Origin of the sequence: Streptomyces sp. NPDC006516 (assembly GCF_040611875.1) — a bacterium.
Lineage (GTDB): Bacteria > Actinomycetota > Actinomycetes > Streptomycetales > Streptomycetaceae > Streptomyces.
This window is the reverse complement of record NZ_JBEXPD010000023.1, coordinates 1-24,844: the sequence shown is the minus strand read 5'-3', so window position 1 is coordinate 24,844 and position 24,844 is coordinate 1. Positions and strand designations below refer to the sequence as shown.

The following is a 24,844-nucleotide window of genomic DNA, read 5'->3' as shown; positions in this document are numbered from 1 at the left end:
CATTCCCGCAGACCACACGCGGTTTCGCCGACCGTTGACGCGACTCGACCGCCGCTGATAGACCTTCGCTTCACCAGCTGGCGAACCAGAGATCTGCCCGCCTTCACCGTGCGAGTCATGACGCGAGGTCTACGTCCATGGTCACAAGATTCCCTCCACGCTCCTCCCGCCCACACGGCCGCCTGCGCATCCTTCTCGCCTCCGGAGCCGCCGCGTTGGCGCTTGCCGCCGGATCGGTCGTCCCCGGAAACCCGCTCGCCCCCGCCCCGCAGGAAGCGCGGGCCGACGACGGGAAGTCGACCCTCACGGTCGCGGTCGCGCAGAGCGTCGACTCCCTGAGCCCCTTCCTCGCCCAGCGGCTGGTCTCCACGAGCATCCACCGGCTGATGTACGACTACCTCACCAACTACGACGCCAAGGACAGCCACACGATCCCGGGCTTCGCCACAGCGTGGGAGGCGTCGCCGGACAAGTTGACCTGGACGTACACCATCCGGGGCGACTCGAAGTGGTCCGACGGTGAGAAGGCCACGGCCGAGGACGCGGCGTGGACGTTCAACACGATGATGACCGACGAGGGCGCCGCCACCTCGAACGGCAGCTTCGTCGGCAACTTCAAGAAGGTGACCGCGCCCAGCCCGGACAAGCTGGTCATAGAGCTGAAGCAGCCTCAGGCCACGATGACGGCGCTGGACGTTCCCATCGTTCCCAAGCACGTCTGGGAGAAGGTCGGCGACTTCTCGAAGTTCAACAACGACACGAAGTTCCCGATCGTCGGCAACGGGCCGTTCATCCTGACGGACTACAAGGTCGACAGCTATGTGAAGCTCAAGGCCAACAAGGACTTCTGGCGGGGTGCGCCCAAGTTCGACGAGCTCGTCTTCCGGTACTACAAGGACCAGGACGCAGCCGTCGCCGCCCTCCGAAAGGGTGAAGTTTCCTTCGTCGCCGGCAGCCCCAGCCTGACGCCCGCCCAGGCGGACTCGCTGAAGAGCGCGGACAACATCAAGGTCAACGACGCCCCCGGCCGCCGCTTCTACGCACTGGCCACCAACCCGGGCGCGCAGACCAAGGACGGTAAGAAGTTCGGCGACGGCCACGCCGCACTGCAGGACCAGAAGGTCCGTCAGGCGCTCTTCATGGCCGTGGACCGCACGACCATCATCGACAAGGTCTTCCAGGGTCACGCCATAGAGGGCGAGGGCTACATCCCGCCGCGCTACGACTCGTACTTCTGGAAGCCGTCGGCCGAGCAGAAGCTCGCGCACGACCCGGCGAAGGCGGGCGCCCTCCTCGACGAGGCGGGATACAAGAAGAACAGCGCCGGCAAGCGGACGGGCAAGGACGGCAAGCCGCTCGACTTCCGCATCCTGTGTCACGCCACCGACCCGAACGACAAGGCGATCGGCAAGTACCTCCAGGAGTGGTGGGGCGACCTCGGCGTCGGCCTGAAGGTCGACTGCCGCGACAACGTCTCGGACCCCTGGTACGCCGGTGAGTACGACCTCGCCTTCGACGGCTGGTCCGTGAACCCCGACCCCGACTTCGTCATGTCGATCCACACCTGCGCCGCGCTGCCTGCCAAGGCGAAGGAGACGGCGCAGACCGACAACTTCATCTGCGACAAGCAGTACGACGAGCTCTACGCGAAGCAGCTGGCGGAGTACGACCCCGCCAAACGGGCCGATCTCGTGAAGCAGATGGAGTCGCGGCTGTACGACCTGGGGTACATGAACGTCATGGCGTACCCGAATGCCGTCGAGGCCTACCGCACCGACCAGATCAAGTCCATCACGACCATGCCCTCGGACGCGGGCAACATCTACGGCCAGGACGGTTACTGGAGCTGGTGGTCGGCGGTCCCCGCGGCCGGCGCGTCGGGCGGCTCGTCCGACGGCGGCGGCAGCTCCACGGGGGTTCTCGTCGGTGTCGGTGTCGCCGTAGTCGTCCTCGCCGGTGGCGGGCTGCTGTTCGCCATGCGTCGTCGTTCCACCGCGGAAGACCGTGAATAGTCCATGAGCACAGAAAGCACTCCCGCGCTCCTCAAGGGCGCGGCGGGCGCGGACGCTGTCGAGACCGACGGCCCGGCTCCGGCCGGGCCGTCGGCCCGCGGTCCACGCGCCCGCAGCACGACCGCGTACCTCCGCTACGCGGCGGGCAAGCTGGCCGGTGCGGCCGTCTCGCTGTTCGCCGTGCTCGTCACCAGCTTCTTCCTCTTCCGGCTGATCCCCGGCGACCCGGTCAAGCAGATGACCGGCGGCCGGCAGGTGTCGACCGAGCAGATCGCCGCGATGCGCAAGGAGTTCGGCCTGGACCTGCCGCTCTGGCAGCAGTTCACCGAATACTGCGGCAAGGCCCTGACCGGGGATTTCGGTACGTCGTACCAGTTCCGCGCCCCCGTCATGGACAAGATCAGCGAGGCGCTGCCCGCGACGCTGCTGCTCACCGGCACGGCCTTCGTGATCTACACGGTCATCGGCATCTGGCTGGGCGCCAGGTCCGCCTGGCGCAACGGCTCGGCCGGCGACCGCTTCCACACGGCGTTCGCGCTGACGCTGTACTCCGTCCCGTCGTTCTGGCTGGGCCTGCTCCTGATCATCACCCTGTCGGTCGGCATCGGGCCGATCCCCGGGCTCTTCCCGACGGGCGGCATGGAGTCCGGCAGCGAGAGCGGCTTCGCGTACGTCGTCGACGTCGCCCATCACCTGGTCCTGCCGGTTGTCACCCTCGTCGCCGTGGAGTACGCGCGCACCCTGCTGGTGATGCGCTCCTCGCTGCTGGACGAGATGGGCAGCGACTACCTGACGACGGCCCGTGCCAAGGGCCTGCGCGACGACCTCGTACGCCGCAGGCACGCCGTCCCCAACGCGATGCTGCCGACCGTGACCCTGCTCTTCGTCAACCTGGGCAACACGGTGGCGGGCGCCATCCTGGTGGAGACGGTGTTCTCCTGGCCCGGCCTCGGGGGCCTCTTCTACCAGGCGCTGAGCGTGCCCGACCTGCCCCTGGTGCAGGCGCTGTTCTTCATCTTCGCCGCCGCCGTGATCCTGATGAACACGCTCGCCGATGTGATCTATCCGCTCCTCGATCCCCGGGTGGGCCGATGACAGCCACGACCGACTCCGCGCCCGCCCTCAGCCCGCGCGCGCTCACCTGGACCCGCCGGCGTCACGCGGCGGCCCGGTTCTGGCAGCAGTACCGTGCCCACCGCGCCGGACTGGCCGGCCTCACCGTGCTCGCGCTGATCGCCCTGATCGCGCTGGCAGCCCCTGTACTGGTGGGCACGGACTCGCAGAGCGTCACCGAAGCGCCCGGCGGCCCGCTGGAGGCGCCGAGCGGGGCGTTCCCGCTCGGCACCGACCAGTTCGGCCGCAGCCTGCTCGCCCTGCTGGTCTGGGGGACGCGGGTCTCGCTGACCGTCGGACTGCTCGCCGCGTTCCTCTCGGTGGCCATCGGGACCCTGGTGGGCATCACGGCGGGCCACTTCAAGGGCTGGTACGGCAACGTCGTCATGCGGATCACCGACTGGTTCCTGGTGATGCCGACCCTGGTGCTCGCCATCGCGCTGGCGACCGTGCTCTCGCGGTCCCTCTGGACGACGGTGCTCGCCATCGGCGTGACGACCTGGCCGACGACGGCGCGGCTGGTGCGCGCCCAGACGCTGTCCGTGGAGTCCCGCCCGTACATCGAGCGCTCCAGGGCACTGGGCGGCGGACACCGCCACATCATGTCCCGTCATGTGCTGCCCAACGTGATGCCTCTGGTGCTCGCCCAGACCACGCTGGTGATCTCCACCGCCATCCTCACCGAGGCGACCCTCGCCTTCCTCGGGCTCGGCGACCCCACGGTCGTCTCCTGGGGCGGACTGCTCCAGGACGCCCGCGAGGCCGGGGCGGTCAGCTCCGGCAACTGGTGGTACCTCGCTCCGCCCGGACTCGCCATCGCGGTGGTCGCGCTCGCGTTCACGCTGTGCGGCCGGACGATCGAGTCCGTGCTCAACCCCAAGCTGGGGGTGTCCCGTTGACCGCTGTGAAGACCGAGAGCGTCGAGAGGCCCGAGGCCGGCCCGCCGCTGCTCGACGTACGCGATCTGCACGTCACCTACGGCTCCGGGGCCTCGGCCGTCCCCGCCGTGCGGGGCGTGGACCTACGGGTCGAGGCGGGCCGGAAGCTCGGCATCGCCGGGGAGTCGGGCTGCGGGAAGTCGACGCTGGCGCTCGCGCTGCTACGGCTGCTGCCCGCGTCGGCGACGCTGAGCGGGGAGATCCTGCTGGACGGCGAGGACGTCCTCACCATGAAGTGGGGCCGGCTGCGCGCCGTGCGCTGGGCAGGGGCGTCGATCGTCTTCCAGGGCGCGATGCACTCGCTGAACGCCGTGCACCGGATCGGGGACCAGATCGCCGAACCGATCCTGCTGCACGGCAGGGCAGGCCCGGCCGCCGCGCGTACCCGCGCCGGTGAGCTGCTGGAGCAGGTGGGGCTTCCGGCCGCCCGCGCGGACGCCTATCCGCACGAGCTGTCCGGTGGCCAGCGCCAGCGCGTGATGATCGCCATGGCGCTGGCCTGCGACCCCCGGCTGATCATCGCGGACGAACCGACCACCGCGCTGGACGTGATGATCCAGGCGCAGATCCTGCGGCTGATCGAGAAGCTCGTGGCGGACCAGGACCTCGGCCTGATCATGATCAGCCACGACCTCGCGGTGCTCTCCGACACCTGCGACCGGCTCGCGGTGATGTACGCCGGCCGGGTCGTCGAGGAGGGCCCCGCCAAACAGGTCTACGAAAGCGCCAGGCACCCGTACGGCAGCGCCCTCTCGGCGGCATTCCCGCGCATCGGCGACCTCTCGTCACGGCACGCGCCACGCGGTCTCCCCGGTGACCCGCCGGACCCGTCGGCGCTGCCCTCCGGCTGCACGTTCCATCCGCGCTGTCCGGCGGCGCTGGACATCTGTGCCACCGAGGACCAGGAGCTGCGGGTCTCGGGGCCGTCCCGGAGGGCCGCGTGCGTGCTGGTGGCGCCGGGCGCCGCTGCGGCGCCGGGTCTGTCCGGCGGCGCCGACGAAGCGAGGAGCACCTCATGACCACCACTCCCCCGGCGCCTCTGCTCAGCGCCCAGTCCCTGGAGGTCGCCTTCCCGGGGCGGCGCGGGGCGGCGACCGCACGGGCGGTCGACGGGGTCGACCTCGACATCCGCCCCGGCGAGATCGTCGCCCTGGTCGGCGAGTCGGGCTGCGGCAAGACGACGCTGGCCCGTTCGCTGCTGGGCCTGGTGCCGCCCACCGCGGGCCGGGTCACCTTCGGCGGTGAGCCCCTCGACTACGCGGGCCGGGCGCTCAAGGCGTACCGCAAGCGGGTGCAGCTGGTGCTCCAGGACCCGAGCGGCTCCCTCAACCCGCGTCACACGGTGTACGACGCGGTGGCGGAGGGCCTGCGCATCCACGGGTACGCGGGCGACGAGCGGGCGGCCGTGGCCGAGGCGCTGTCCCGGGCCGGGCTGCGGCCTCCGGAGCGGTTCTTCCTGCGCTATCCGCACGAGCTGTCCGGCGGTCAGCGTCAGCGCGTGGTGATCGCGGGCGCGCTGGTGCTGGAACCGGAGCTCATCGTCGCGGACGAGCCGGTGGCCTCGCTGGACGCGTCCGTGCGCGGCGAGATCCTGGCGCTGCTGCTGCGGCTGCGCGACGAGCTGGGCCTGTCTGCGCTGGTGGTGACGCACGACCTCGGGCTGGCCTGGAACATCGCGGACCGGGTCGCGGTGATGTATCTCGGCCGGATCGTGGAGACGGGTGACGTCGAGCAGATCCTCACGGCTCCCCGGCACCCGTACACCCGGGCGCTGCTGTCCGTGCTGCCTGAGGCGGACGGCGAACCGGTGATCCTGACGGGCGAACCGCCGGACCCCTCGAAGGTACCGTCCGGCTGCCGCTTCCACGCCCGCTGCCAGGTGCTCGCCTCGGGCGAGGCGGAACGTGCGGGTGTCGCGGACGCGTGCCGCAGCCAGGACCTGCCGGTGCTGGACGGAGGCGGGGCGGCCCAGGTCGCGTGCCACTGGGCGGCGGCCACCACCTAGGCCCGCAGCGGACTCAGGGCTCCCGGGTGTGGTGGATGGTGCCGGTGAGCTCCCCCAGGGGCCGCCCCGTGCCGCCCCAGCGGTGCTGGATGATCTCGGCGGCGATGGAGACCGCCGTCTCCTCGGGCGTACGGGCCCCGAGGTCGAGGCCGACCGGGGAGGCGAGGCGGGCGAGTGACGCCTCGTCCACCCCGGCCTCGCGCAGCCGGGCCGTCCGGTCGGCGTGGGTGCGCCGGCTGCCCATCACCCCGATGTACGCCGCGGGGGTGCGCAGTGCCGCGACGAGCAGGGGGACGTCGAACTTCGGGTCGTGGGTCAGGACGCACACCACCGCGCGCGCGTCCACCTCGGTCGACTCCAGATACGTGTGCGGCCAGGCGCAGACCACCTCGTCGGCCGTAGGGAAACGCTCGCGCGTCGCGAAGACCGGCCGGGCGTCGCAGACCGTCACCCGGTAGCCGAGGAAGGACCCGATCCTCGCGGTGGCGGCGGCGTGGTCGATGGCCCCGAAGACCAGCATGCGGGGTGCGGGGGCGTAGGTCTGGACGAAGACGGTAACGTCCTGCATCCGGCGCTCGCCGTGCGCGCCGTAGCGGATGCTCTCGGTGGCGCCCTGCGCGAGGAGCCCCCGCGCGTCGTCGGTGACGGCGGCGTCCAGTGACTCGTCACCGAGCGAACCACGGGCGCGGCCGGGCAGGACGAGCCGCCGGGCCCCTTGCGGCGCCGCTCCGGAGACCACCGTGGCGAGCGCGGCGGGCCTGCCGTCGCCGATCGCGCCGAGGAGTTCCCGCAGCAGCTCGAGGTCGGCCCGGGCGGTGTACGGCTGCACCAGGACGTCGATGGTACCGCCGCAGGTCAGGCCCGCCCCGAAGGCCTCGTCGTCGCTGATGCCGTACGTCCGCAGCAGCGGGCGGCCCGTGGTCAGGGTCTCGGTGGCGGCCTCGTACACGTCGCCCTCCACGCACCCGCCGGAGACGCTGCCCGCCACCTGGCCCGTGGCGGTCACCGCCATCACCGCGCCGGGTGCGCGCGGCGCGCTGCCCCGCACCCCGACGACGGTGGCCAGGGCGAAGGGTGTACCCGCGGTGTCCCAGCCGCGCAGTTCCGGCACCAGTTCACGCACGCGGACCTCCCGGCTCCTCGGCTGCTACCCCCGACGATGCCCTCGTGTCCGCCCGCGCACCACAGGAAGGCGTCAGCGGCGGTCGTACGCCGCGATCAGCTCGCTGGAGCGCTTCACATCGGCGGCCATCGCCACGAGGAGGTCGTCGATCGAGTCGAACTTCAGCATGCCGCGTACGTAGGCGAGGAAGTCCACCGCCACGTGCAGGCCGTACAGGTCGAGGCCGACGCGGTCGATCGCGTACGCCTCCACGGTGCGGTCCTTGCCGTCGAACTGCGGGTTCGTCCCGACGGAGATCGCGGCGGGCATCGCCTCGCCCTCGACGGTCAGCCAGCCCGCGTAGACGCCGTCGGCGGGGATCGCGGTGTGCGGCAGGGTCTCCACGTTCGCGGTGGGGAAGCCGAGCTCGCGGCCCCGCTGCGCGCCGCGCACCACGACGCCCTCCACGCGGTGCGGGCGGCCCAGGATCTCCGCGGCCCCTTCGACGTCGCCCTCGGCGATCAGACGGCGGGTGAGCGTCGACGAGAACGGCTCGCCGCCGCCCGCGTCACCGCTGACGAAGAGGTCGATGACCTCGACCTCGTAGTCGTACGTCGCGCCGAGCTCGGCGAGGAACGTCACGTTGCCCGCCGCGCGGTGCCCGAAACGGAAGTTGGGGCCCTCGATGACCAGCCGGGCGTGCAGCTTGTCGACGAGGACCTTCGCGATGAAGTCGGCGGGCGAGAGCTGCGAGAACTCGGCGGTGAACGGCAGGATCAGCACCGCGTCCACCCCCAGCTCCGTCATCAGCTCGGCGCGGCGCTGGTGCGGGGCCAGCAGCGGCGGGTGCGTGCCGGGGCGCACGACCTCGCTGGGGTGCGGGTCGAAGGTGACGACCACGGAGGGCACGCCGAGTTCACGCGCCCGGTCCACGGCCCGGCCGATGATCAGCTGGTGCCCGCGGTGCACCCCGTCGTAGGAGCCGATGGTGACGACGCTGCGTCCCCAGCCCTCGGGGATGTCCTCCAAGCCACGCCAGCACTGCACTGTGACCGCTCCTCGCCCGAACCTGTGTACGTGTGTAAGTCCATTACGCAGGTCTAAGACTGCCATGCTCACGTCCCGCGGCCTGCATCGGCACCTGCATCCCCGGCCGCGCCCCTTCCATGGCCTCCATCGTGCGCCGGGCGGCGGCCCCCACCACGGCGGCCCACTCCTGCGGGGCGTCGGCCAGCCACCGGGTGACGAGTGCCGCGAACCCGGGAACGTCCCGGGCGAGTTCCACCAGGGCCCGGTCGAAGCGCCCGGCGCCCTCGGGTGTGCGTACGAGCAGCATTCCGGTGCGGTGCACCAGCGCCCGGGTGCGGGCCTCCGGGCGGCGGGCGGATCCGGCCGCCGCGGCCCGCAGCAGGGCTTCGAGGACCTCGGGGTCCTTCCCGGTGTCCTGCTCGAACTCCAGCAGCACCTCCAGCAGCTCGGCACGCAGGGGCCGTGAGGCGGGGCTCCCCTGGGCGGCGAGCACCCGGGCCAGCGCGGCGCGCACGGGCGGCGGCGCGGGGCGGTCCCGCAGCAGCCCGGTCACCAGGGGCAGCAGCAGCGCGCGGGCGGCCGGGCTGTGCTCCAGCCGGAGCTCCACATAGGCCGCCGCCCGTGCCCCGCCCCCGCCGGGGCGGCTGTCGATGTACCGGCGTACGAGGCCGGGGGCGTGCAGCGCCAGGGCCGGTGTGTCCAGGGCGGCCAGCTCCCGCAGCACCTCGTCGGCGGCCTCCCCCGGCAGCGACAGACGGGCGCGCAGCGCGGCGAGCACCGGCTCGGGGTGCTCGGGCAGCACGTCCGTCAGCAGGGACAACGGCAGCCTCGGGTCGCCGGCGGCGAAGACGCGCAGGGCCTGCGGCAGATGACGGCCCCCGGTCCCCGGATCGCGTACGAGCACGGTGAGCGCCTGGGCGTGCAGGGCGGTGTCGTCCGGGCGGGCGAGAAGGGTGAGTGCCGCGCCGCGCAGCAGGGCGCGGTCCTCGTCGGTGAGGCTGAGGGCGGCCGTGAGCGTGGCGTGGGCGGCGGCAGCCGCACGCCGCTCGGGGTGCTCCTCGTCGCGCGCCCACCGGTCGACGGCACGGCAGAGCGCGCCTGGCTCGTCCTCCGCGAGGGCGGCGAGCAGTTCGGCGGCGCGCGGGTGGGAGGTGTCGACGAGGGCCTCGGTGAGGTCGTCGAGCGCGAGGTCCCGGCGGGCGTACAGGAGTGCCTGGGCCGCGGCGGCCACGGTGAGCCGTACCGGCACACCGTCCTGGGACGGGAGGGGGCTCTCGTCGGTGAACCAGCGGCAGAGCAGTGCCTGCACGGTCCTGGGGTGGGCGGCCAGGCGGCTGGACACGGCGTCCAGATAGCGTTCGCCGCCGTCCGCGCGCCGGGCTCCGTCGGCGGGCAGGAGCCGGCGCAGGAGGTCGATGCGGTCCTCCTCGGGCAGCTGGACGCGGCGCCAGAACCAGGGACCGAATGCGGCGTAGGGGCCGAGCGCGGCGGGCCCGTCCGGGGAGAGGGACCGCCGGGTGATCCGCCCGGTGAGCACCCGCAGGATCCCGAGGCACGGCCGGGCGTCGGGCACCCTGAGCAGGCTCTCCCGGAGCAGGTGGGCGGCCCACCACGCGGCGTCGCGGTGCCGGCCCGCCGTGCCCGCCCCGGCCGGGAGGCGGTCCATCGCCTCGATCAGGTCCGCCATCCGGTGGGCCAGCGCCGCGGGTCCCTGCCTGCGCCCGAGCAGGAGCATCGCCTGGATCACGGGGCCGATGCGGTGCCGCGGCACGGGGAGGTTGCGGGGCTCCTCGCCGGGGTCCTCCTCTTCCGACCCGGCGGGTTCCCGCGCGGCCTCGTCTCCGTGCCAGCGGTGGACCAGGGAGTGCAGGGCGGCGTCCAGGTCCAGGTGGGCACCCTGTACCCAGTCGCCCAGCTCCTCGTGGGCGAAGCGGTATCCACCGCCCGCGGGCACCAGCAGGCCTTCGGTGAGGACGGCGGAGGCCCATCCCGTACGCCAGGGGAAGATCTCCTCGAACGCCTCCCGGTCCAGCTCCCCCTGGCCGGGCCCGAGGCAGCGCCTGGCCGCCTCGTGGACCTGGCCCGCCACCTTCGCGGCAAGTCTGCGGACCGCCTTGCCGCGGAGCCTCGGTTCGGCCTGGGCTCCGATCCGCACGGCGATCCGGACGCAGCTGAGGTCCAGGTGCGCGGCGAACACCTCTTCCGTCCCGGGCCGGCCGGCCACGTCCGGCGGAAGGGCCTCCCGGACCTCCGCCAGCAGGCGCAGGGTGAGGGGGTGCCGGTCGTGGCCCGGCGCGATCGCGCCGGGCGGGATGCCGTATCCCTCCATGACCCGTGCGGCCTGGTCGGCGGTGAGGTCGCCGAGCCGGACGGCCGGGGGCAGTCCTCCGGCGGGCCGCTCGGGTCGGTGCAGGGCGTCGGGCGGGTAGAGCGCGCCCGCGGTCTCCCAGTGCTCGGGGCGGCACGCCACGACCATCCGCGCCTCGTGGGACCGGAGCCAGGCGGCCGTCGCCCGCGTCCAGCCGGCGAGCCGGTGGGCCAGCAGCGGAGGCATCTCCTCGGGGCCGTCCACGACGACGAGCAGCGGGCTTCCGGACTCCGCGGCGAGGCGCGCCACGCGTTCGGGAGTCGCCGGTGCCATGTCTCCCCGGGCCCCTGCGGCGGTGAGGATCCTCCCGGAGCGCTCGAGGGCCCGGCTCATGGCGTCGGTGACCGAGGTGTCGTCGGCCAGCAGATCCGCCCCGCGCAGCCAGAGGGTGAGGGCCGGTACGGGGCCGCGCGCCCGGCGGGCTGCCAGGGCGGCCAGTTCGGTGGTCCGGCCGGTACCCGGGGCGCCGACCAACCCGAGGACCGGACCGGTGCCGCCCTCGAAGGCGGTGAACTCGGCCCTGACGCGGGGGCGTTCGACGGCCTCCGTGCCGCGGGGGCGGCTGTCCGCCTGGCCGAGCGAGGTGGCGGTCAGCTGGAGTGCTCCCGCGAGGTTGAGGTCGCATCCGTAACCCGGGACGCCGTTCGCGTTGCGCCGGAGCACCTCCGCCAGCGGCCCCGGGGCGTCCCCGGCGGTCAACGGCACCGCGAGTCCGGCGGCCTCGTGAGCGGTGCGCAGCGCCGTGGAGAGCACGCCCAGGACCGCTCCGGTGCGCGGGTCCGTCACGGGCCCGCCGACCGCGGCTCCGCCGGATCGCAGCGCGTCCCGCCCGTCCGTGCCCAGGGCGAGCTCGAGGGCGTCGCTCACCGGGTGGTCGCGCCCCCCTTCGGTGTACGTCGCCGGGACCGCTCCGAGCACCCGCGCCTCGCGCCAGCCGTGCGCGGCGATGCGTACGTAGGTGCCCGTCCCGATCCTCTCGCGCACCGCGATGGGCAGCGGCTCCACGCCGAGGGCCTCGGGGCCGCCTGTACGCAGCAGGGCGAGGCCGAGCGCGGGCAGGGGGGTGATGTCACCGGCGGCGAGGGAGCAGCTGCGGCCGTCCGCGCCGTGCAGCGTCAGGGGGACGGAGCGCGCGACGGCCTGGTGTGCGGTGACGACCGTGCCCCGGTCGTCCGCGACGAACCCGGTCCCCCGCGGCCGGCCGGCCTGATCACAGATTCTCACCAGTTTCGACCGGTCCCCGCTGCCCATGGTCCGACGGTAGATCCCGGGTGATCGCCACGAGAAACGCGGGGGGCGAAAGCGCCCCCCGCACGCCCCTCCGTCACTCCGAGCGCCCGTCCATTGGGGTGAACAGGTGGGTTCGTCTGGACAGAGATGATCGCGGGAGGGGGATCGTGGAGCGGGCTCCGGGGGGAGGGCCCGCTCCACGGCGGGGCGAACCGCTGGAGCTCCTCGCCGACGGATCAGGCGAAGACGGCGAGGCTCTTGGCCTTGCCCTTCTGCTCCTCGACGAGCACCAGGAAGGTCCCGTCCGGACCGAAGACACCGACCGGTCCCGGAGGATAGGACGGCATGTCCACGCGTACGCCGTTCAGCAGCAGCTTGGCGCGCTTCTCGTCCACGTCCCAGCGGGGGAACGCCGAAGCCGCCGCTTCGGCCACCGGCATCACGGTGAGCTCCTGCTGGTGCTGGTCGAGGGTGCGCGCCGCGTCGAGACCGTACGGGCCGACACGGGTGCGCCGCAGTGCCGTCAGGTGCCCGCCGACGCCGAGCCCGGCGCCGAGGTCGCGGGCCAGGGCCCGGATGTACGTACCCGACGAGCACACGACGGAGACGACCAGGTCGACGACCGGGGTGCCGTCCTCCGCGACGTCCTCGCGGACGTCGTAGACCCGGAAGGACGAGATGGTCACCGGGCGGGCCGGGATCTCGAACTCCTCGCCGCCGCGCACACGCGCGTAGGACCGCTTGCCGTCGATCTTGATGGCGCTGACCTTGGACGGCACCTGCATGATCGCGCCCGTCAGCGCGGCGACCCCGGCGTCGATGCCCTCGCGAGTGACCCCCGAGGCATCGGTGGACGAGGTGATCTCGCCCTCGGCGTCGTCGGTGACGGTGTCCTGGCCGAGTCTGATGGTCCCCAGGTACTCCTTCTCGGTCAGTGCGAGATGGCCGAGAAGTTTGGTCGCCCGCTCGACCCCGAGCACGAGGACGCCGGTCGCCATGGGGTCCAGCGTGCCGGCGTGGCCCACCCGCCGGGTGCGGGCGATGCCGCGCATCTTGGCCACGACGTCGTGCGAAGTGAAACCGGACGGCTTGTCGACGATGACGAGGCCGTCCGGCGTCCTGTCCTGCTTGTTCTGCGTCATGCGGAAGGCGAGTCCCCGTCGTTCTCGTCGTTCTCGTCCTCCGGCTTGCGGTACGGGTCCGCGTCGCCGGCGTACGTGGCACCGGAGGACGCCTCGCGGACCTTGGCGTCCGAGGCACGTGCCCGGTCGAGGAGGTCCTCGATCGCCCTGGCGTTGTCCGGCAGGGCGTCGGCCACGAAGGCCAGGGTCGGGGTGAACTTCGTCCCCGCCGCGGCGCCGACCGCCGAGCGCAGGATGCCCTTGGCGCTCTCCAGGCCCGCGGCCGCGCTGGCCCGCTCCTCGTCGTCGCCGTAGACCGTGTAGAAGACCGTGGCCTCCCGCAGGTCGCCGGTGACCCGGGTGTCCGTGATGGTCACGTGCGTGCCCAGACGCGGGTCCTTGATACCGCGCTGCAGTTTCTCGGCGACCACCACCTGGATGAGGTCCGCCAGCTTCTTTGCCCGCGCGTTGTCGGCCACTGGTCCGTCTCCTTCTTAAGCCTTGCTCAGTCGTCTTCGTCGCTGTGCAGCCGCCGTCGTACGGACAGCAGCTCCACTTCCGGCCGGCCCGCGATCATGCGTTCGCACCGGTCGAGTACGTCTGTGAGGTGCCCGGTGTCCCCGGAGACCACGGCAAGGCCGATCCGGGCCCTGCGGTAGAGCTCCTGGTCCCCCGTCTCCGCGACGCTCACCGCGAACTTGCGGTGGAGCTCGGCGACGATCGGGCGGACGACGGAGCGTTTCTCCTTCAGCGACCGTACGTCGCCGAGGAGCAGATCGAAGGACAGAGTCCCCACATACATGTGTGTCCGGATGTCCCGCCGGTTCGGGTTCACGCCCCGCCATCGCTTGGCAGGGACACCAGAACCGTACACGGAACGGCCGGGGCCGATCGACGGAAATACGACCCGTCGACCGGCCCCGACTGTGGAAGAGAGCCCGGGGGTCTCCCCCCGGGAATCCCCGTTGATCAGCCTCGCGGCTTCTCGCGCATCTCGTACGTCGCGATGACGTCGTCGATCTTGATGTCGTTGAAGTTCCCGAGGTTGATACCGCCCTCGAAGCCTTCGCGGATCTCGGTGACGTCGTCCTTGAAGCGGCGCAGACCGGAGATGTTGAGGTTCTCCGCGATGACCTTGCCATCGCGCAGCAGCCGCGCCTTGGTGTTGCGCTTGACCTCGCCGGAGCGGACCAGCACACCGGCGATGTTGCCCAGCTTGGACGAGCGGAAGATCTCGCGGATCTCCGCCGTGCCGAGCTCGACCTCTTCGTACTCCGGCTTGAGCATGCCCTTGAGGGCCGCTTCGATCTCTTCGATCGCCTGGTAGATGACCGAGTAGTACCGGACGTCCACGCCCTCGCGCTCGGCCATCTGCTCGGCACGCCCTGCGGCGCGCACGTTGAAGCCGATCACGATGGCGTCGGAGCCGGTCGCCAGGTTGATGTCCGACTCGGTGACGGCACCCACACCGCGGTGCAGGACACGGATGTCGACCTCTTCGCCGACGTCGAGCTGGAGCAGCGAGGACTCGAGAGCCTCCACCGAACCGGACGCGTCGCCCTTGATGATGAGGTTGAGTTCCTGGACCAGACCGGCCTTGAGCGCCTCGTCCAGGTTCTCCAGGGAGAACCGGACACCCTTGCGGGCGAAGTTGGCGTTGCGCTCACGGGCAGCACGTTTCTCGGCGATCTGACGGGCCGTACGGTCCTCGTCGACCACCAGGAAGTTGTCGCCGGCACCCGGGACGTTGGTGAGACCCAGGACCAGGACGGGGGTCGAGGGACCCGCTTCCTGGACGTTGTTGCCGTTGTCGTCGAGCATCGCCCGGACACGGCCGTACGCGTCGCCGACGACCATCGTGTCGCCGATGCGCAGCGTTCCGCGCTGGACGAGGACGGTCGAGACGGCACCGCGGCCGCGGTCGAGGTGGGACTCGATCGCAATACCCTGCGCGTCCTGCTCCGGGTTGGCCCGCAGGTCGAGCGAGGCGTCGGCGGTGAGGACGACGGCCTCCAGCAGCGCCTCGATGTTGAGGCCCTGCTTGGCGGAGATGTCGACGAACATCGTGTCGCCGCCGTACTCCTCGGCCACCAGACCGAACTCGGTGAGCTGACCGCGCACCTTGGTCGGGTCGGCACCCTCGACGTCGATCTTGTTGACCGCGACCACGATCGGCACCTCGGCCGCCTTGGCGTGGTTCAGCGCCTCGATCGTCTGAGGCATCACACCGTCGTTGGCCGCGACCACGAGGATCGCGATGTCGGTGGACTTCGCACCACGTGCACGCATGGCGGTAAACGCCTCGTGACCCGGGGTGTCGATGAAGGTGATGCGGCGGTCCTCGCCGTTGACCTCGGAGGAGACCTGGTACGCACCGATGTGCTGCGTGATACCGCCGGCCTCGCCCGCGACGACGTTCGTCTTGCGGATCGCGTCCAGCAGCCGGGTCTTACCGTGGTCGACGTGACCCATGACGGTCACGACCGGCGGACGGGAGACCAGGGCCTCTTCGCCGCCCTCGTCCTCGCCGAACTCGATGTCGAAGGACTCGAGCAGCTCGCGGTCCTCCTCCTCCGGGCTGACGATCTCCAGGACGTAGTTCATCTCCTCGGCGAGGAGCTTCAGCGTCTCGTCGGAGACCGACTGCGTGGCGGTGACCATCTCGCCGAGGTTCATCATCACGGCGACGAGCGACGCCGGGTTGGCGTTGATCTTCTCCGCGAAGTCGGTCAGGGACGCACCGCGCGACAGCCGGACAGCCTGCCCGTTGCCGCGAGGCAGCATGACGCCGCCCACCGACGGGGCCTGCATGGCCTCGTACTCCTGGCGCCTCTGACGCTTCGACTTGCGACCGCGACGCGCGGGACCACCGGGACGGCCGAACGCACCCTGCGTGCCACCACGGGCACCCGGGCCGCCGGGACGTCCACCGAAGCCGGGACGACCGCCGAAGCCGCCGCCACCACCGGGACGGCCTGCGCCGCCACCGCCACCGGGACCACCGGGACGGCCGGCGAAGCCGCCGCCGCCACCACCGGGACCGGCCGGACGGCCCGCGAAGCCACCGCCGCCGGGACGACCGCCGCCGCCACCGGGACGACCGCCGCCGGCCGGACCACGGCCACCGCCGGGGCCACCGCCGGGACGCGGGCCCGCAGCGGGACGCTGCGGCATCATGCCGGGGTTCGGACGGTTACCCGAGGGGGCACCGCCCGGACGGGGAGCCTGCGGACGGGGCATGCCGCCCGGGGACGGGCGAGCGCCACCCTGGCCCTGGGGGCGCGGGGCGCCACCGGGACCACCCTGCGGGCGCGGGGCGCCGGGGCGCTCCTGACCGCCGCCGGGGCGCGGGGCACCGCCGGGACGGGGCGCCTGGGGGCGCGCCATGCCGGTGGTGCCGCCGGAGGTGAAGGGGTTGTTGCCCGGACGGGGACCGGCCGGACGTGCGCCGCCGGGGCGGGGTGCGCCCTGGCCCGCGGGACGTGCGGGACGGTCTCCGCCACGCTCGCCACCGCGCTCGCCGCCACGGCCGCCGTCACGCTGGCCGCCGTCACGCTGACCGCCGGCCGGAGCCGGACGGGCGGGACGCGGGCCGGGGGTGGCGCCGGTGGGACGGGGAGCCTGCTGCGGCGCGGCAGGCTGCTGGGCCGGAGCCGGAGCCGAGAACTCGGCGGCGGGCACCGGGGTGACCGGGGCCGGCTTCGGCGCGGGCCGGGGGCCCGGACGGGGTCCGCCGGACTGGGCGGCCGGCGCGGCCGGCGCCGCGGGGGTGCTGCTCGCCGGGGCCTCGGCAGCGGCCGGCTTGGGGGCCGGTGCGCCGGGCTTCGGGGCAGCAGGACGTGCCGCGGCGGCCGGAGACGGCGCCGCGGGCTTTGCGGGGGCGGCCTTACGAGGCGCGCCAGGCTTCGCAGCGGACTTGCCGGCGTTGCCGCCGGGCCCCTGCAGTGCGTCAGTCAATTTGCGTACAACCGGCGCCTCGATCGTCGAGGACGCCGAACGGACGAATTCACCGAGTTCTTGGAGCTTGGCCATGACGACCTTGCTCTCCACGCCGAACTCCTTGGCGAGTTCGTATACCCGGACCTTAGCCACTTCGCTCCTTTTAGGTCCGGGTTACCGCCGGACCGTCGCTACTTCATGGGCGTACTCATCGCGTACTCATCGAGTGCTCATCGCAATCTCGACCTACTTCCAACTCGCGAGGTACCTGACCGCACGGGGACCCGTGCCGTTCACTTTCTTACGGTGTCACCCGCTCGACGAACCGCTGCAGTGCGGCGGAGTCGAACGGCCCCTTGGCCTTGAAGGCCCGGGGGAACGCCCGGCGGCGGACCGCCAGGTCGAGACATACAGAGGCGGGGTGTACGTATGCACCCCGGCCGGGCAGCGTACCGCGTGGATCAGGGACAACCTCTCCCTCGTCCACCACGATGCGCAGCAGCTCGCTCTTGGCCGCTCGCTCCCGGCATCCCACACAGGTTCGCTCGGGGCAAGCGCGGGCGTGCGTCCGGCCAGACACGGCTAAGTCTACCTCCCCGCACCGACCTCACCCCTTTGGGGCAAAAATCGAACGGATGTTGTCGTGATCTCAGCGACGTGACGCCTCGATCTATTCCCTCGTACCCCGCCGCAGCGCGCCTGGGCGGCCCGGCGTGGTACCGGATTCAGCCGCGCTCGGACCGCTCCCGGGCGCGCTCGGCGCGCTCCCGGTCGGCGATGTCACGCTCGGCATCGGTCTCGGTGTCGGGACGGATGTCGATGCGCCAGCCGGTGAGCCGCGCGGCCAGGCGGGCGTTCTGCCCCTCCTTGCCGATGGCCAGCGACAGCTGGTAGTCGGGGACGGTCACCCGCGCGGAGCGCGTGCCGAGGTCCACGACCTCCACCTTGCTCACCCGTGCGGGTGACAGCGCGTTGGCGACCATCTCGGCCGGGTCGTCCGACCAGTCCACGATGTCGATCTTCTCACCGTGCAGCTCGGCCATCACGTTCCGGACACGGCTCCCCATCGGCCCGATGCAGGCGCCCTTGGGGTTGAGCCCGGCCCGGGTGGACCGTACGGCGATCTTGGTGCGGTGACCGGCCTCACGGGCGATGGCCTCGATGACGACCGAGCCGTCAGCGATCTCCGGGACCTCGAGCGCGAAGAGCTTCTTGACGAGGTTGGGGTGGGTGCGCGAGAGCGTCACCGACGGGCCACGGACACCCTTGGCCACCCGCACGACGTATGTGCGCAGGCGCAGGCCGTGGGTGTACTCCTCGCCCGGGACCTGCTCCTGCACGGGCAGGATCGCTTCCAGCTTGCCGATGTCGACCAGGACGTTCTTCGGGTCCTTTCCCTGCTGGACGAGGCCGGTGACGACGTCACCCTCGTGGCCGGCGTACTCGCCGAACGTCCGGTCGTCCTCGGCGTCGCGCAGCCGCTGCAGGATGACCTGCTTGGCGGTGGTCGCGGCGATACGGCCGAAGCCGGACGGGGTGTCGTCGAACTCCTTGGGCTCCTGGCCTTCCTCGAGGTCGGCCGGGTCCTCCTTCGCCCACACCGTGACATGGCCGTTGGCGTCCAGCTCGACGCGCGCACGCCGGTGGCTGCCCTCGGTGCGGTGGTACGCGATGAGGAGGGCCGACTCGATCGCCCCGACGAGCACGTCGAAGGGGATCTCCTTGTCCTGCGCCAAGCCCTTCAGAAGCTTCACATCGATGTCCACGGCTACGCCTCCTCTTCCTTCTTGTCCTTGCGGTTGAATTCGATCTCCACGCGCGCCTTGGCGATCTCGTCGAAGGCGAGACGGCGCGCCGTGGGCTTGCGGCCCTTGACGCCCGGCACTTCGAGATCGAGCCCCTCGTCGTCCACCCCGAGGATGCGGGCCACCAGCTCGCCGCCCTCACCCAGGGTGAGCCTGGCCAGCCGGCCGGTGGCGCGTACGTAGTGGCGGTGCTCGGTCAACGGGCGGTCGGCGCCCGGAGAGCTCACTTCGAGGACGTATTCGCCCTCGCCCATGGCATCGGTCTCGTCCAGCGTCTCGGAGATCGCGCGGCTGAGCTCCGCGCAGGTGTCGAGCTCCACGCCGTCCTCGGAATCCACGATGACCCGCAGCACCCGGCGGCGGCCCGCCCGGGACACCTCGATCTCCTCGAGGTCCAGCTCCTTGGCGCCGACGAGCGGCTCCAGCAGTTCGCGCAGCCTGTCGCTCTGGGTGGTGCTCATCCGGGTGACTCCTCGGCCGCGTGTGCTGTTGTGGGGATCGTCGCGTGTCAGGTCAAAGGGTATCCGGTCCGCAGGGGTGTTGCCGTCCGCCTCCCGCCCTGCCGCGGGTACGCTCACCTTCGGTGATCACTTCAGGTCAGAAACTGTCAAAAACCAGGCTGAAGGAGACAAGTGCGCCGCACGGGGACGACGCGCAGGAGTGCGCTCACCGCTACGGGAGCATTCGGCCTGGGCGCGGTGCTCACGGGCTGCGGGAGCGGCGGTGGAGCCCCGCGGCATGACTCCACGGGCGCGGACGCCAGGACGGTCTCGCTCCGCGCGAGTACGGCGCTGAAGGCGGCGGAGGCCCGCTCCGGCGTCTCTCTGCTCGCCCGCTATGACCAGGTGGTGGCCGCCCACCCGCTGACGGAGGCCGGACTCGCGCCGATGCGGGCCGCCGTCCGGGAACACGTGGCGGCGCTCGGCGGCCGGGCCGGTACGGGCGTCCCGTCCTCCCCCGCCCCCGCGGCCCCGGCGGCCGACGTGCGGACCGCCCTGAGGGAACTGGCCGCCGAGGAGCGCCGGCTCGCCGACGTCCGCGCGGCCGCCCTGCTGAAGGCCGAACCCGAACTGGCCAGACTGCTGGCCTCCATCGCCGCGGCCGGCGCGGCCCACGCGTATCTGCTCACCGAACTGGCCAAGGAGACCCCCGCATGACGGGCAGGACACAGGAGGCCGGCACCGGCGACACCGCGGACGCGCTGCGGGCCGCACAGTCCGCACTCGCCGCCGAGCACGCCGCGGTGTACGGCTACGGCACGCTGGGCGGGCGGCTGGAAGGCGGCCGCCGCCGCGACGCCACGGCGGCCGGCGACGCGCACCGCGCCCGGCGCGACGCGCTCGCCCGGACGGTGCGCGACCTGGGCGGCACACCGGTGGCGGCCCGGGCCGCGTACGCTCTGCCCTTCGCCGTACGGGACCCGGCGAGCGCGCTGCGGCTCGCCGCCGTGCTGGAGGACCGGGTCGCGGGGGTGTACTCGGACCTCGTGCGGGCCGCCCGGGGGCCGTTGCGGCAGGATGCGGCGGGCGCGCTCCGGGAGGCCGCGGTGCGCGCGGCCCGTTGGCGTGGCACCGGCGTAGCCTTTCCTGGGCTCACCGAGAAGGCCGCGCCGCCGGAGAACACGGCGGAGGCCGGCGCCACGGGTGTCACGCACTGAGGAAGCTCTGAAAGGGAACAAGGCACGTATGGGTTTCGAACCGCCGCAGCGTCTGGTGCGAGCGCTCGGCGAGACGTGCGGGGAGACGGCCGCCGCCGAATGGCTCGAACGGCTCCCCGCGCTCACCGGCGACGCGCTGTCCGCAGCCGGCCACCAGGTCCTGCCCGACCGGGTCGTCGCCCCCGGCGGGCGGAGCAGTCTCGTCCTCCTGGTGCACCGGACGGACGGCACTCCCGCGGTGCTGAAGATCGCGGCTCCGGGCGCCGCGCCCGAGCTGGAGCGGGCGGCTCTCGCGCACTGGAAGGGCTGGGGCGCGGTCGAGCTCCTGGCCACGCGGGACGCCCCGGTGCCCGCTGACGCGCTGCTCCTGGAGCGGCTGCACCACGAGGTGTCGCTGCGCTCCCTCCCCGAGGCGAAGGCCCTGCTGGAGGCCGCGGGCACGGTACGGAGGCTGTGGGTCGAGCCGCCGCCGGGGCACTCCTTCGAGACCGTCCAGGAGCGCACCGCCCGGCAGGTGGAGCCGATGAGGGCGGCCGCCGTGCGGGACCCCGCGCTCGGCCCGCTCGTCTCGGCCGCCGTCGCCGCCCGCGAGGAGCTCGTCGCCGATTCCCCCGAACTCTTCCTGCTCCACGGCAACTTCCGGCAGAGCAAGGTCCTGTCCGGTGAGCGTGCCCCGTGGCTGGCGGTCGGTCCGGAGCCGCTGACCGGCGAGCGTGCGTACGACCTGGCGCGGCTGGTACGGGACCGGGTCGAGGATCTGATCGCCTCGCCCGGAGGGGCCGCGACGGCCCGCCGCCGGATCAAGAAGCTCGCCGAATCGCTGGAGGTGGACCAGGCGCGGCTGCGCGGCTGGACACTGTTCCGGGCCGTCGAGTCCGGCACGCGCGCACTGACGGTGGGGCGCAGGCAGGACGGCGAGCTGTCCCTGGAGTTCGCGGACTGGCTGTAGCGGCATGTGCGACGGGCCCCGCGCGGTGCGCGGGGCCCGTCGTGCTGTGCGGCAGGTCAGCGCCGGTCGGTCAGGCGGGCGATCGCCTCGTCGACGGTGAGCTCCTCGCGCTCGCCCGTGCGGCGGTCCTTGAGCTCCAGGACTCCTTCGGCCGAGCGACGGCCCGCCACGAGGATCTTCGGGACACCGATGAGCTCGGAGTCGGTGAACTTGACGCCGGGCGAGACTCCGGCGCGGTCGTCGACCAGCACGCGCAGGCCGGCGGCGGCCAGCTTCTCGGAGACGTCGAGGGCCAGTTCGGTCTGGAGCGCCTTGCCCGCCGCGACGACGTGCACGTCGGCCGGGGCGATCTCGCGGGGCCAGCACAGGCCCTTGTCGTCGGCGGTCTGCTCGGCCAGGGCGGCCACCGCGCGGGAGACGCCGATGCCGTACGAGCCCATGGTGACGCGGACGGGCTTGCCCTGCTGGCCGAGGACGTCCAGCGAGAAGATGTCGGCGTACTTGCGGCCGAGCTGGAAGATGTGGCCGATCTCGATGGCGCGGTCCACCTGGAGGCCGGTGCCGCACTTGGGGCAGGGGTCGCCCGCCTCGACGACGACGACGTCGAGGTAGTCGTCGACCTCGAAGTCGCGGCCCGCGACGACGTTCCTCGCGTGCTTGCCCTCCTTGTTGGCGCCCGTGATCCAGGAGGTACCGGCGGCGACGCGGGGGTCGGCGATGTAGCGGACCTTCTCCAGACCCTGCGGGCCGACGTAGCCGCGCACGAGGTCGGGGCGGCCCACGAAGTCCTCGGCGGTGACGAGTTCGACGACTGCCGGGGCGAGGTGCTCACCGAGCTTGCCGAGGTCGACCTCGCGGTCGCCGGGCACGCCCACGGCCACGATCTCGCCGTCGACCTTGACCAGGAGGTTCTTCAGGGTGGCGGAGGCCGGGACGCCGAGGTGGGCGGCGAGGGACTCGATGGTCGGGGTGTCGGGGGTGTCCAGCTCCTCGACGGGTCCGGCCGCGGAGGCGTCGGCGGCGGTCGTGACCTTGTACGTCACGGCCTCGGTGTTGGCGGCGTAGTCGCAGTTGGGGCAGTCGACGAAGGTGTCCTCGCCGGCGGGCGCCGGGGCGAGGAACTCCTCGGAGGCGGAGCCGCCCATGGCGCCGGAGACGGCGGAGACGATGCGGTGGTCGAGGCCGAGGCGCTCGAAGATCCGGATGTAGGCGGCCCGGTGCAGCTGGTACGCCTCGGCCAGGCCCTCGTCGGTGGTGTCGAAGGAGTACGAGTCCTTCATCTGGAACTCGCGGCCGCGCAGCACACCGGCGCGGGGGCGGGCCTCGTCGCGGTACTTGGTCTGGATCTGGTAGAGGATCACGGGCAGGTCCTTGTAGGACGAGCACATGTCCTTGACGACCTGGGTGAAGATCTCCTCGTGGGTCGGGCCCAGGAGGTAGTCGGCGCCCTTGCGGTCCTTGAGCCGGAACAGCAGGTCGCCGTACTCGTCGTACCGGCCGCTCGCCTCGTACGCCTCCTTGGGCAGCAGCGCGGGGAGCAGGACCTCCTGGCCGCCGATGGCGTCCATCTCCTCGCGGACGACGCGGGTGATGTTCTCCAGCACCTTCTTGCCGAGCGGCAGCCAGGACCAGATGCCGGCCGCGGTGCGGCGTACGTATCCGGCGCGGACGAGGAGCTTGTGGTTGAGCGTCTCGGCGTCCGCCGGGTCGTCGCGCAGTGTCTTGATCATCAATCGGGACATGCGCTGGACCTGGGCCATGATGAACTCCTGCTCGGAAGGGTGGTGAGCCCGAGGTTAGCCGGGGGGCCCGCGCGGGCGGAAATCGATTCGTCAGCCGCGGCGCAGCGGGAGGGGCGCGCCCATGACCGCGTAGGGCCTGGGAGCGCTGGGGAACAGCACCTGCCGGGCCAGGTCGCGGTAGCCGAGGGCGCGGTAGAGGCCCCGGGCGGGGCTCTCGGTGTCGATCGCGGAGAGGATGGACCGCGGCTGGTCCACGGCGTCCGTGATGGTGGTGATGAGGCTGCGGCCGATGCCGCGCTGCTGGAACTCCGGGTGGACGTGGAGTTCGGTGATCACGAACGAGTCGTCGAGCCAGTCGTCGGATCCGGTGGCGCGCAGGTAGGGCTCGACGACGGTGGACCACCAGTGCGTGCGGCTGTTCGGCAGCCCGTAGACGAATCCGACGAGCCGCCCGTCGGCCGAGGTGGCGCCGAGGGCGCGGGCCTGGGGGTGGTCGAGGTGCCGGAGGACGATGTGGCGGCGTACGTCGATCTCGTCCTGGCCCAGGCCGAAGGCGAGTGCCTGCACGGCGAGTGCCTCGTCGACGCGGGCGGCGAGGTCGAGCGGTCCGACCACGATGTCGGGGGCCCCGGAGCCCTGGGGGGACGCGGGCGTTGCGGCTGCCATGCGGGAACCCTACTGGCCGCGCCGTCAGGTCAGAACAGCACGCTCATGAACGCGCCCGTCTCACGGAAGCCGACGCGGCTGTAGGCCCTGCGTGCGGCGGTGTTGTAGTCGTTCACGTACAGGCTGACGACCGGTGCCACGTCGTGGAGCGCGTAGCGCAGGACGGCCGCCATGCCCGCCTTGGAGAGTCCGCGGCCCCGGGCCTCGGGGGCGACCCACACGCCCTGGATCTGGCAGGCGCGGGAGGTGGCCGCCCCGATCTCGGCCTTGAAGAGGACCTTGCCGTTCTCGATGCGGGCGAAGGAGCGGCCGGTGCTGATGAGTTCGGCGACGCGTGCCTGGTAGAGCAGCCCGCCGTCACCGGCCAGCGGGGAGACGCCGACCTCCTCGGTGAACATGGACACGCAGGCCGGCATGAGGACGTCCATCTCGTCCTTGCGCACCCTGCGCACGAGCGGGTCGGGCGCCACCTCGGCGGAGGGGGCGTCGGTGACCATGAGCGGCTGGTTGGGCCTGACCTCGCGGGCGGGGCCCCAGCTGGGTTCGAGCAGCCGCCACAACTGGGAGGTGGGGCCGGCCGGCCCGACGATCGAGGAACAGCGGCGCCCGGCCCGCCGGGCACGGTCGGCGAAGGCCCTGACGGCCTCGGGGGTGGCGCAGATGGGCACGAGGTTGGCGCCGGAGTAGCAGAGCGAGCGCAGCCGGCCGTCGGCGTACCATCCCCACATCTCGCCGCCCAGACGCCAGGGATCGAGTCCGGCGATCTGCACGCGGGAGGTCACGAACGCGTTGTCCACGGGTTCGCTCTCGAGGATGGCGAGCGCGGCAGGGAGCTCGCCGGGGTCGAGGACCCGGGTAGTGGTCTGCGTCAACACTGGGGCCTCACCGAACGGTCTACTGGTTTCCGCACTGTAACCGAGAAGGCTGTGAGGTGCCGCCCCGCGGGGGGAAGGCGGATGCCGGCCGGACACGGCTGTGCCCCGCAGGACGGGACCTGCGGGGCACGGGGAGCCGGGGCCGGAGGGTCAGCCGGCGATGGAGATCTTGGGCTCGCCCGAGGGGATGCCGTCCTTCTCCATCTGTTCCGCGATCTTCATGGCTTCCTCGATGAGGGTCTCCACGATCTTCGATTCCGGGACGGTCTTGATGACCTCGCCCTTCACGAAGA

The 24,844-nt window shown here is 72.3% G+C and carries 21 protein-coding genes and 1 pseudogene; 8 read left to right on the top strand and 14 right to left on the bottom strand.

Annotated elements, in window-relative coordinates:
• The first annotated feature begins 137 nt into the window (after nucleotides 1-137).
• From ABZY45_RS34230 to ABZY45_RS34210, 5 genes are read left to right on the top strand one after another with little or no spacing between them, the layout of a single operon-like run.
• Nucleotides 138-2,012, top strand: a complete 1,875-nt coding sequence (locus tag ABZY45_RS34230) for an ABC transporter substrate-binding protein (RefSeq protein WP_356746157.1) — start codon at nucleotides 138-140, stop codon at nucleotides 2,010-2,012.
• Between the two features lie 3 nt (nucleotides 2,013-2,015).
• Complete coding sequence (locus tag ABZY45_RS34225; RefSeq protein WP_356746156.1) at nucleotides 2,016-3,107, top strand: ABC transporter permease; 1,092 nt, start codon at nucleotides 2,016-2,018, stop codon at nucleotides 3,105-3,107.
• A complete protein-coding gene (locus tag ABZY45_RS34220) occupies nucleotides 3,104-4,024 on the top strand; it encodes an ABC transporter permease (protein ID WP_356746155.1) in 921 nt (306 codons plus the stop codon). Before ABZY45_RS34225 ends, ABZY45_RS34220 begins: the two co-directional genes overlap by 4 nt.
• Entirely contained in the window at nucleotides 4,021-5,082 is a 1,062-nt protein-coding gene (locus ABZY45_RS34215; protein WP_356746154.1) for an ABC transporter ATP-binding protein, read from the top strand. The genes ABZY45_RS34220 and ABZY45_RS34215 overlap by 4 nt, the downstream gene beginning before the upstream one ends.
• Entirely contained in the window at nucleotides 5,079-6,068 is a 990-nt protein-coding gene (locus tag ABZY45_RS34210) for an ABC transporter ATP-binding protein (protein WP_356746153.1), read from the top strand. Before ABZY45_RS34215 ends, ABZY45_RS34210 begins: the two co-directional genes overlap by 4 nt.
• 13 nt (nucleotides 6,069-6,081) lie before the next feature.
• Here ABZY45_RS34210 and ABZY45_RS34205 read toward each other — a convergent pair whose 3' ends face one another.
• The 10 genes from ABZY45_RS34205 to rimP all read right to left on the bottom strand — a co-directional run bounded on the left by ABZY45_RS34205 (nucleotide 6,082) and on the right by rimP (nucleotide 19,123).
• Nucleotides 6,082-7,191: an XdhC family protein gene (locus ABZY45_RS34205; protein WP_356746152.1), complete on the bottom strand. Its 1,110-nt coding sequence runs from the start codon at nucleotides 7,189-7,191 to the stop codon at nucleotides 6,082-6,084.
• Between the two features lie 72 nt (nucleotides 7,192-7,263).
• Nucleotides 7,264-8,217, bottom strand: coding sequence for a bifunctional riboflavin kinase/FAD synthetase (locus ABZY45_RS34200; protein WP_356746151.1), 954 nt, complete (start codon nucleotides 8,215-8,217; stop codon nucleotides 7,264-7,266).
• Between the two features lie 43 nt (nucleotides 8,218-8,260).
• A complete protein-coding gene (locus tag ABZY45_RS34195) occupies nucleotides 8,261-11,818 on the bottom strand; it encodes a trypsin-like peptidase domain-containing protein (protein WP_356746150.1) in 3,558 nt (1,185 codons plus the stop codon).
• Nucleotides 11,819-12,033: 215 nt separating this feature from the next.
• Nucleotides 12,034-12,939, bottom strand: a complete 906-nt coding sequence (truB, locus tag ABZY45_RS34190) for a tRNA pseudouridine(55) synthase TruB (RefSeq protein ID WP_356746149.1) — start codon at nucleotides 12,937-12,939, stop codon at nucleotides 12,034-12,036.
• The gene (gene rbfA, locus ABZY45_RS34185) at nucleotides 12,936-13,397 is read right to left on the bottom strand and encodes a 30S ribosome-binding factor RbfA (protein WP_145810696.1); all 462 of its coding nucleotides are present in this window, start codon (nucleotides 13,395-13,397) and stop codon (nucleotides 12,936-12,938) included. The genes truB and rbfA overlap by 4 nt, the downstream gene beginning before the upstream one ends.
• 26 nt (nucleotides 13,398-13,423) lie before the next feature.
• On the bottom strand, nucleotides 13,424-13,720 hold the full coding sequence (locus tag ABZY45_RS34180; RefSeq protein ID WP_145810699.1) for a DUF503 domain-containing protein: 297 nt from the start codon (nucleotides 13,718-13,720) through the stop codon (nucleotides 13,424-13,426).
• Nucleotides 13,721-13,887: 167 nt separating this feature from the next.
• Nucleotides 13,888-17,010: a translation initiation factor IF-2 gene (infB, locus tag ABZY45_RS34175; protein ID WP_356746148.1), complete on the bottom strand. Its 3,123-nt coding sequence runs from the start codon at nucleotides 17,008-17,010 to the stop codon at nucleotides 13,888-13,890.
• Between the two features lie 148 nt (nucleotides 17,011-17,158).
• Nucleotides 17,159-17,437 carry a YlxR family protein gene (locus ABZY45_RS34170; RefSeq protein ID WP_014153747.1) on the bottom strand — a complete coding sequence of 93 codons (279 nt, stop codon included), beginning with the start codon at nucleotides 17,435-17,437 and terminating at the stop codon, nucleotides 17,159-17,161.
• A gap of 145 nt (nucleotides 17,438-17,582) precedes the next feature.
• Nucleotides 17,583-18,623 (bottom strand): transcription termination factor NusA, encoded by a 1,041-nt coding sequence (gene nusA, locus ABZY45_RS34165; protein WP_145810704.1) that lies wholly within the window; start codon nucleotides 18,621-18,623, stop codon nucleotides 17,583-17,585.
• 2 nt (nucleotides 18,624-18,625) lie between these two features.
• Nucleotides 18,626-19,123, bottom strand: coding sequence for a ribosome maturation factor RimP (gene rimP / locus ABZY45_RS34160; RefSeq protein WP_356746147.1), 498 nt, complete (start codon nucleotides 19,121-19,123; stop codon nucleotides 18,626-18,628).
• 171 nt (nucleotides 19,124-19,294) lie between these two features.
• On the opposite strand from rimP, the gene ABZY45_RS34155 reads away from it, so the two are divergent.
• Genes ABZY45_RS34155 through ABZY45_RS34145 form a run of 3 tightly spaced genes read left to right on the top strand, consistent with a single transcriptional unit; the run spans nucleotide 19,295 to nucleotide 21,268 of the window.
• The gene (locus tag ABZY45_RS34155) at nucleotides 19,295-19,819 is read left to right on the top strand and encodes a hypothetical protein (protein ID WP_356746146.1); all 525 of its coding nucleotides are present in this window, start codon (nucleotides 19,295-19,297) and stop codon (nucleotides 19,817-19,819) included.
• Nucleotides 19,816-20,319 carry a ferritin-like domain-containing protein gene (locus ABZY45_RS34150; protein ID WP_356746145.1) on the top strand — a complete coding sequence of 168 codons (504 nt, stop codon included), beginning with the start codon at nucleotides 19,816-19,818 and terminating at the stop codon, nucleotides 20,317-20,319. The genes ABZY45_RS34155 and ABZY45_RS34150 overlap by 4 nt, the downstream gene beginning before the upstream one ends.
• Nucleotides 20,320-20,347: 28 nt before the next feature.
• On the top strand, nucleotides 20,348-21,268 hold the full coding sequence (locus ABZY45_RS34145) for an aminoglycoside phosphotransferase family protein (RefSeq protein WP_356746144.1): 921 nt from the start codon (nucleotides 20,348-20,350) through the stop codon (nucleotides 21,266-21,268).
• Between the two features lie 56 nt (nucleotides 21,269-21,324).
• Here ABZY45_RS34145 and ABZY45_RS34140 read toward each other — a convergent pair whose 3' ends face one another.
• The 4 genes and pseudogenes from ABZY45_RS34140 to ABZY45_RS34125 all read right to left on the bottom strand — a co-directional run.
• Nucleotides 21,325-23,028: a proline--tRNA ligase gene (locus tag ABZY45_RS34140; RefSeq protein ID WP_356746143.1), complete on the bottom strand. Its 1,704-nt coding sequence runs from the start codon at nucleotides 23,026-23,028 to the stop codon at nucleotides 21,325-21,327.
• A gap of 72 nt (nucleotides 23,029-23,100) precedes the next feature.
• On the bottom strand, nucleotides 23,101-23,676 hold the full coding sequence (locus ABZY45_RS34135) for a GNAT family N-acetyltransferase (protein ID WP_356746142.1): 576 nt from the start codon (nucleotides 23,674-23,676) through the stop codon (nucleotides 23,101-23,103).
• Between the two features lie 29 nt (nucleotides 23,677-23,705).
• Nucleotides 23,706-24,551 carry a GNAT family N-acetyltransferase gene (locus tag ABZY45_RS34130; RefSeq protein ID WP_356746141.1) on the bottom strand — a complete coding sequence of 282 codons (846 nt, stop codon included), beginning with the start codon at nucleotides 24,549-24,551 and terminating at the stop codon, nucleotides 23,706-23,708.
• A gap of 150 nt (nucleotides 24,552-24,701) precedes the next feature.
• Nucleotides 24,702-24,844 (bottom strand): annotated as a pseudogene (locus ABZY45_RS34125) (4-hydroxy-3-methylbut-2-en-1-yl diphosphate synthase); the annotation flags it as partial.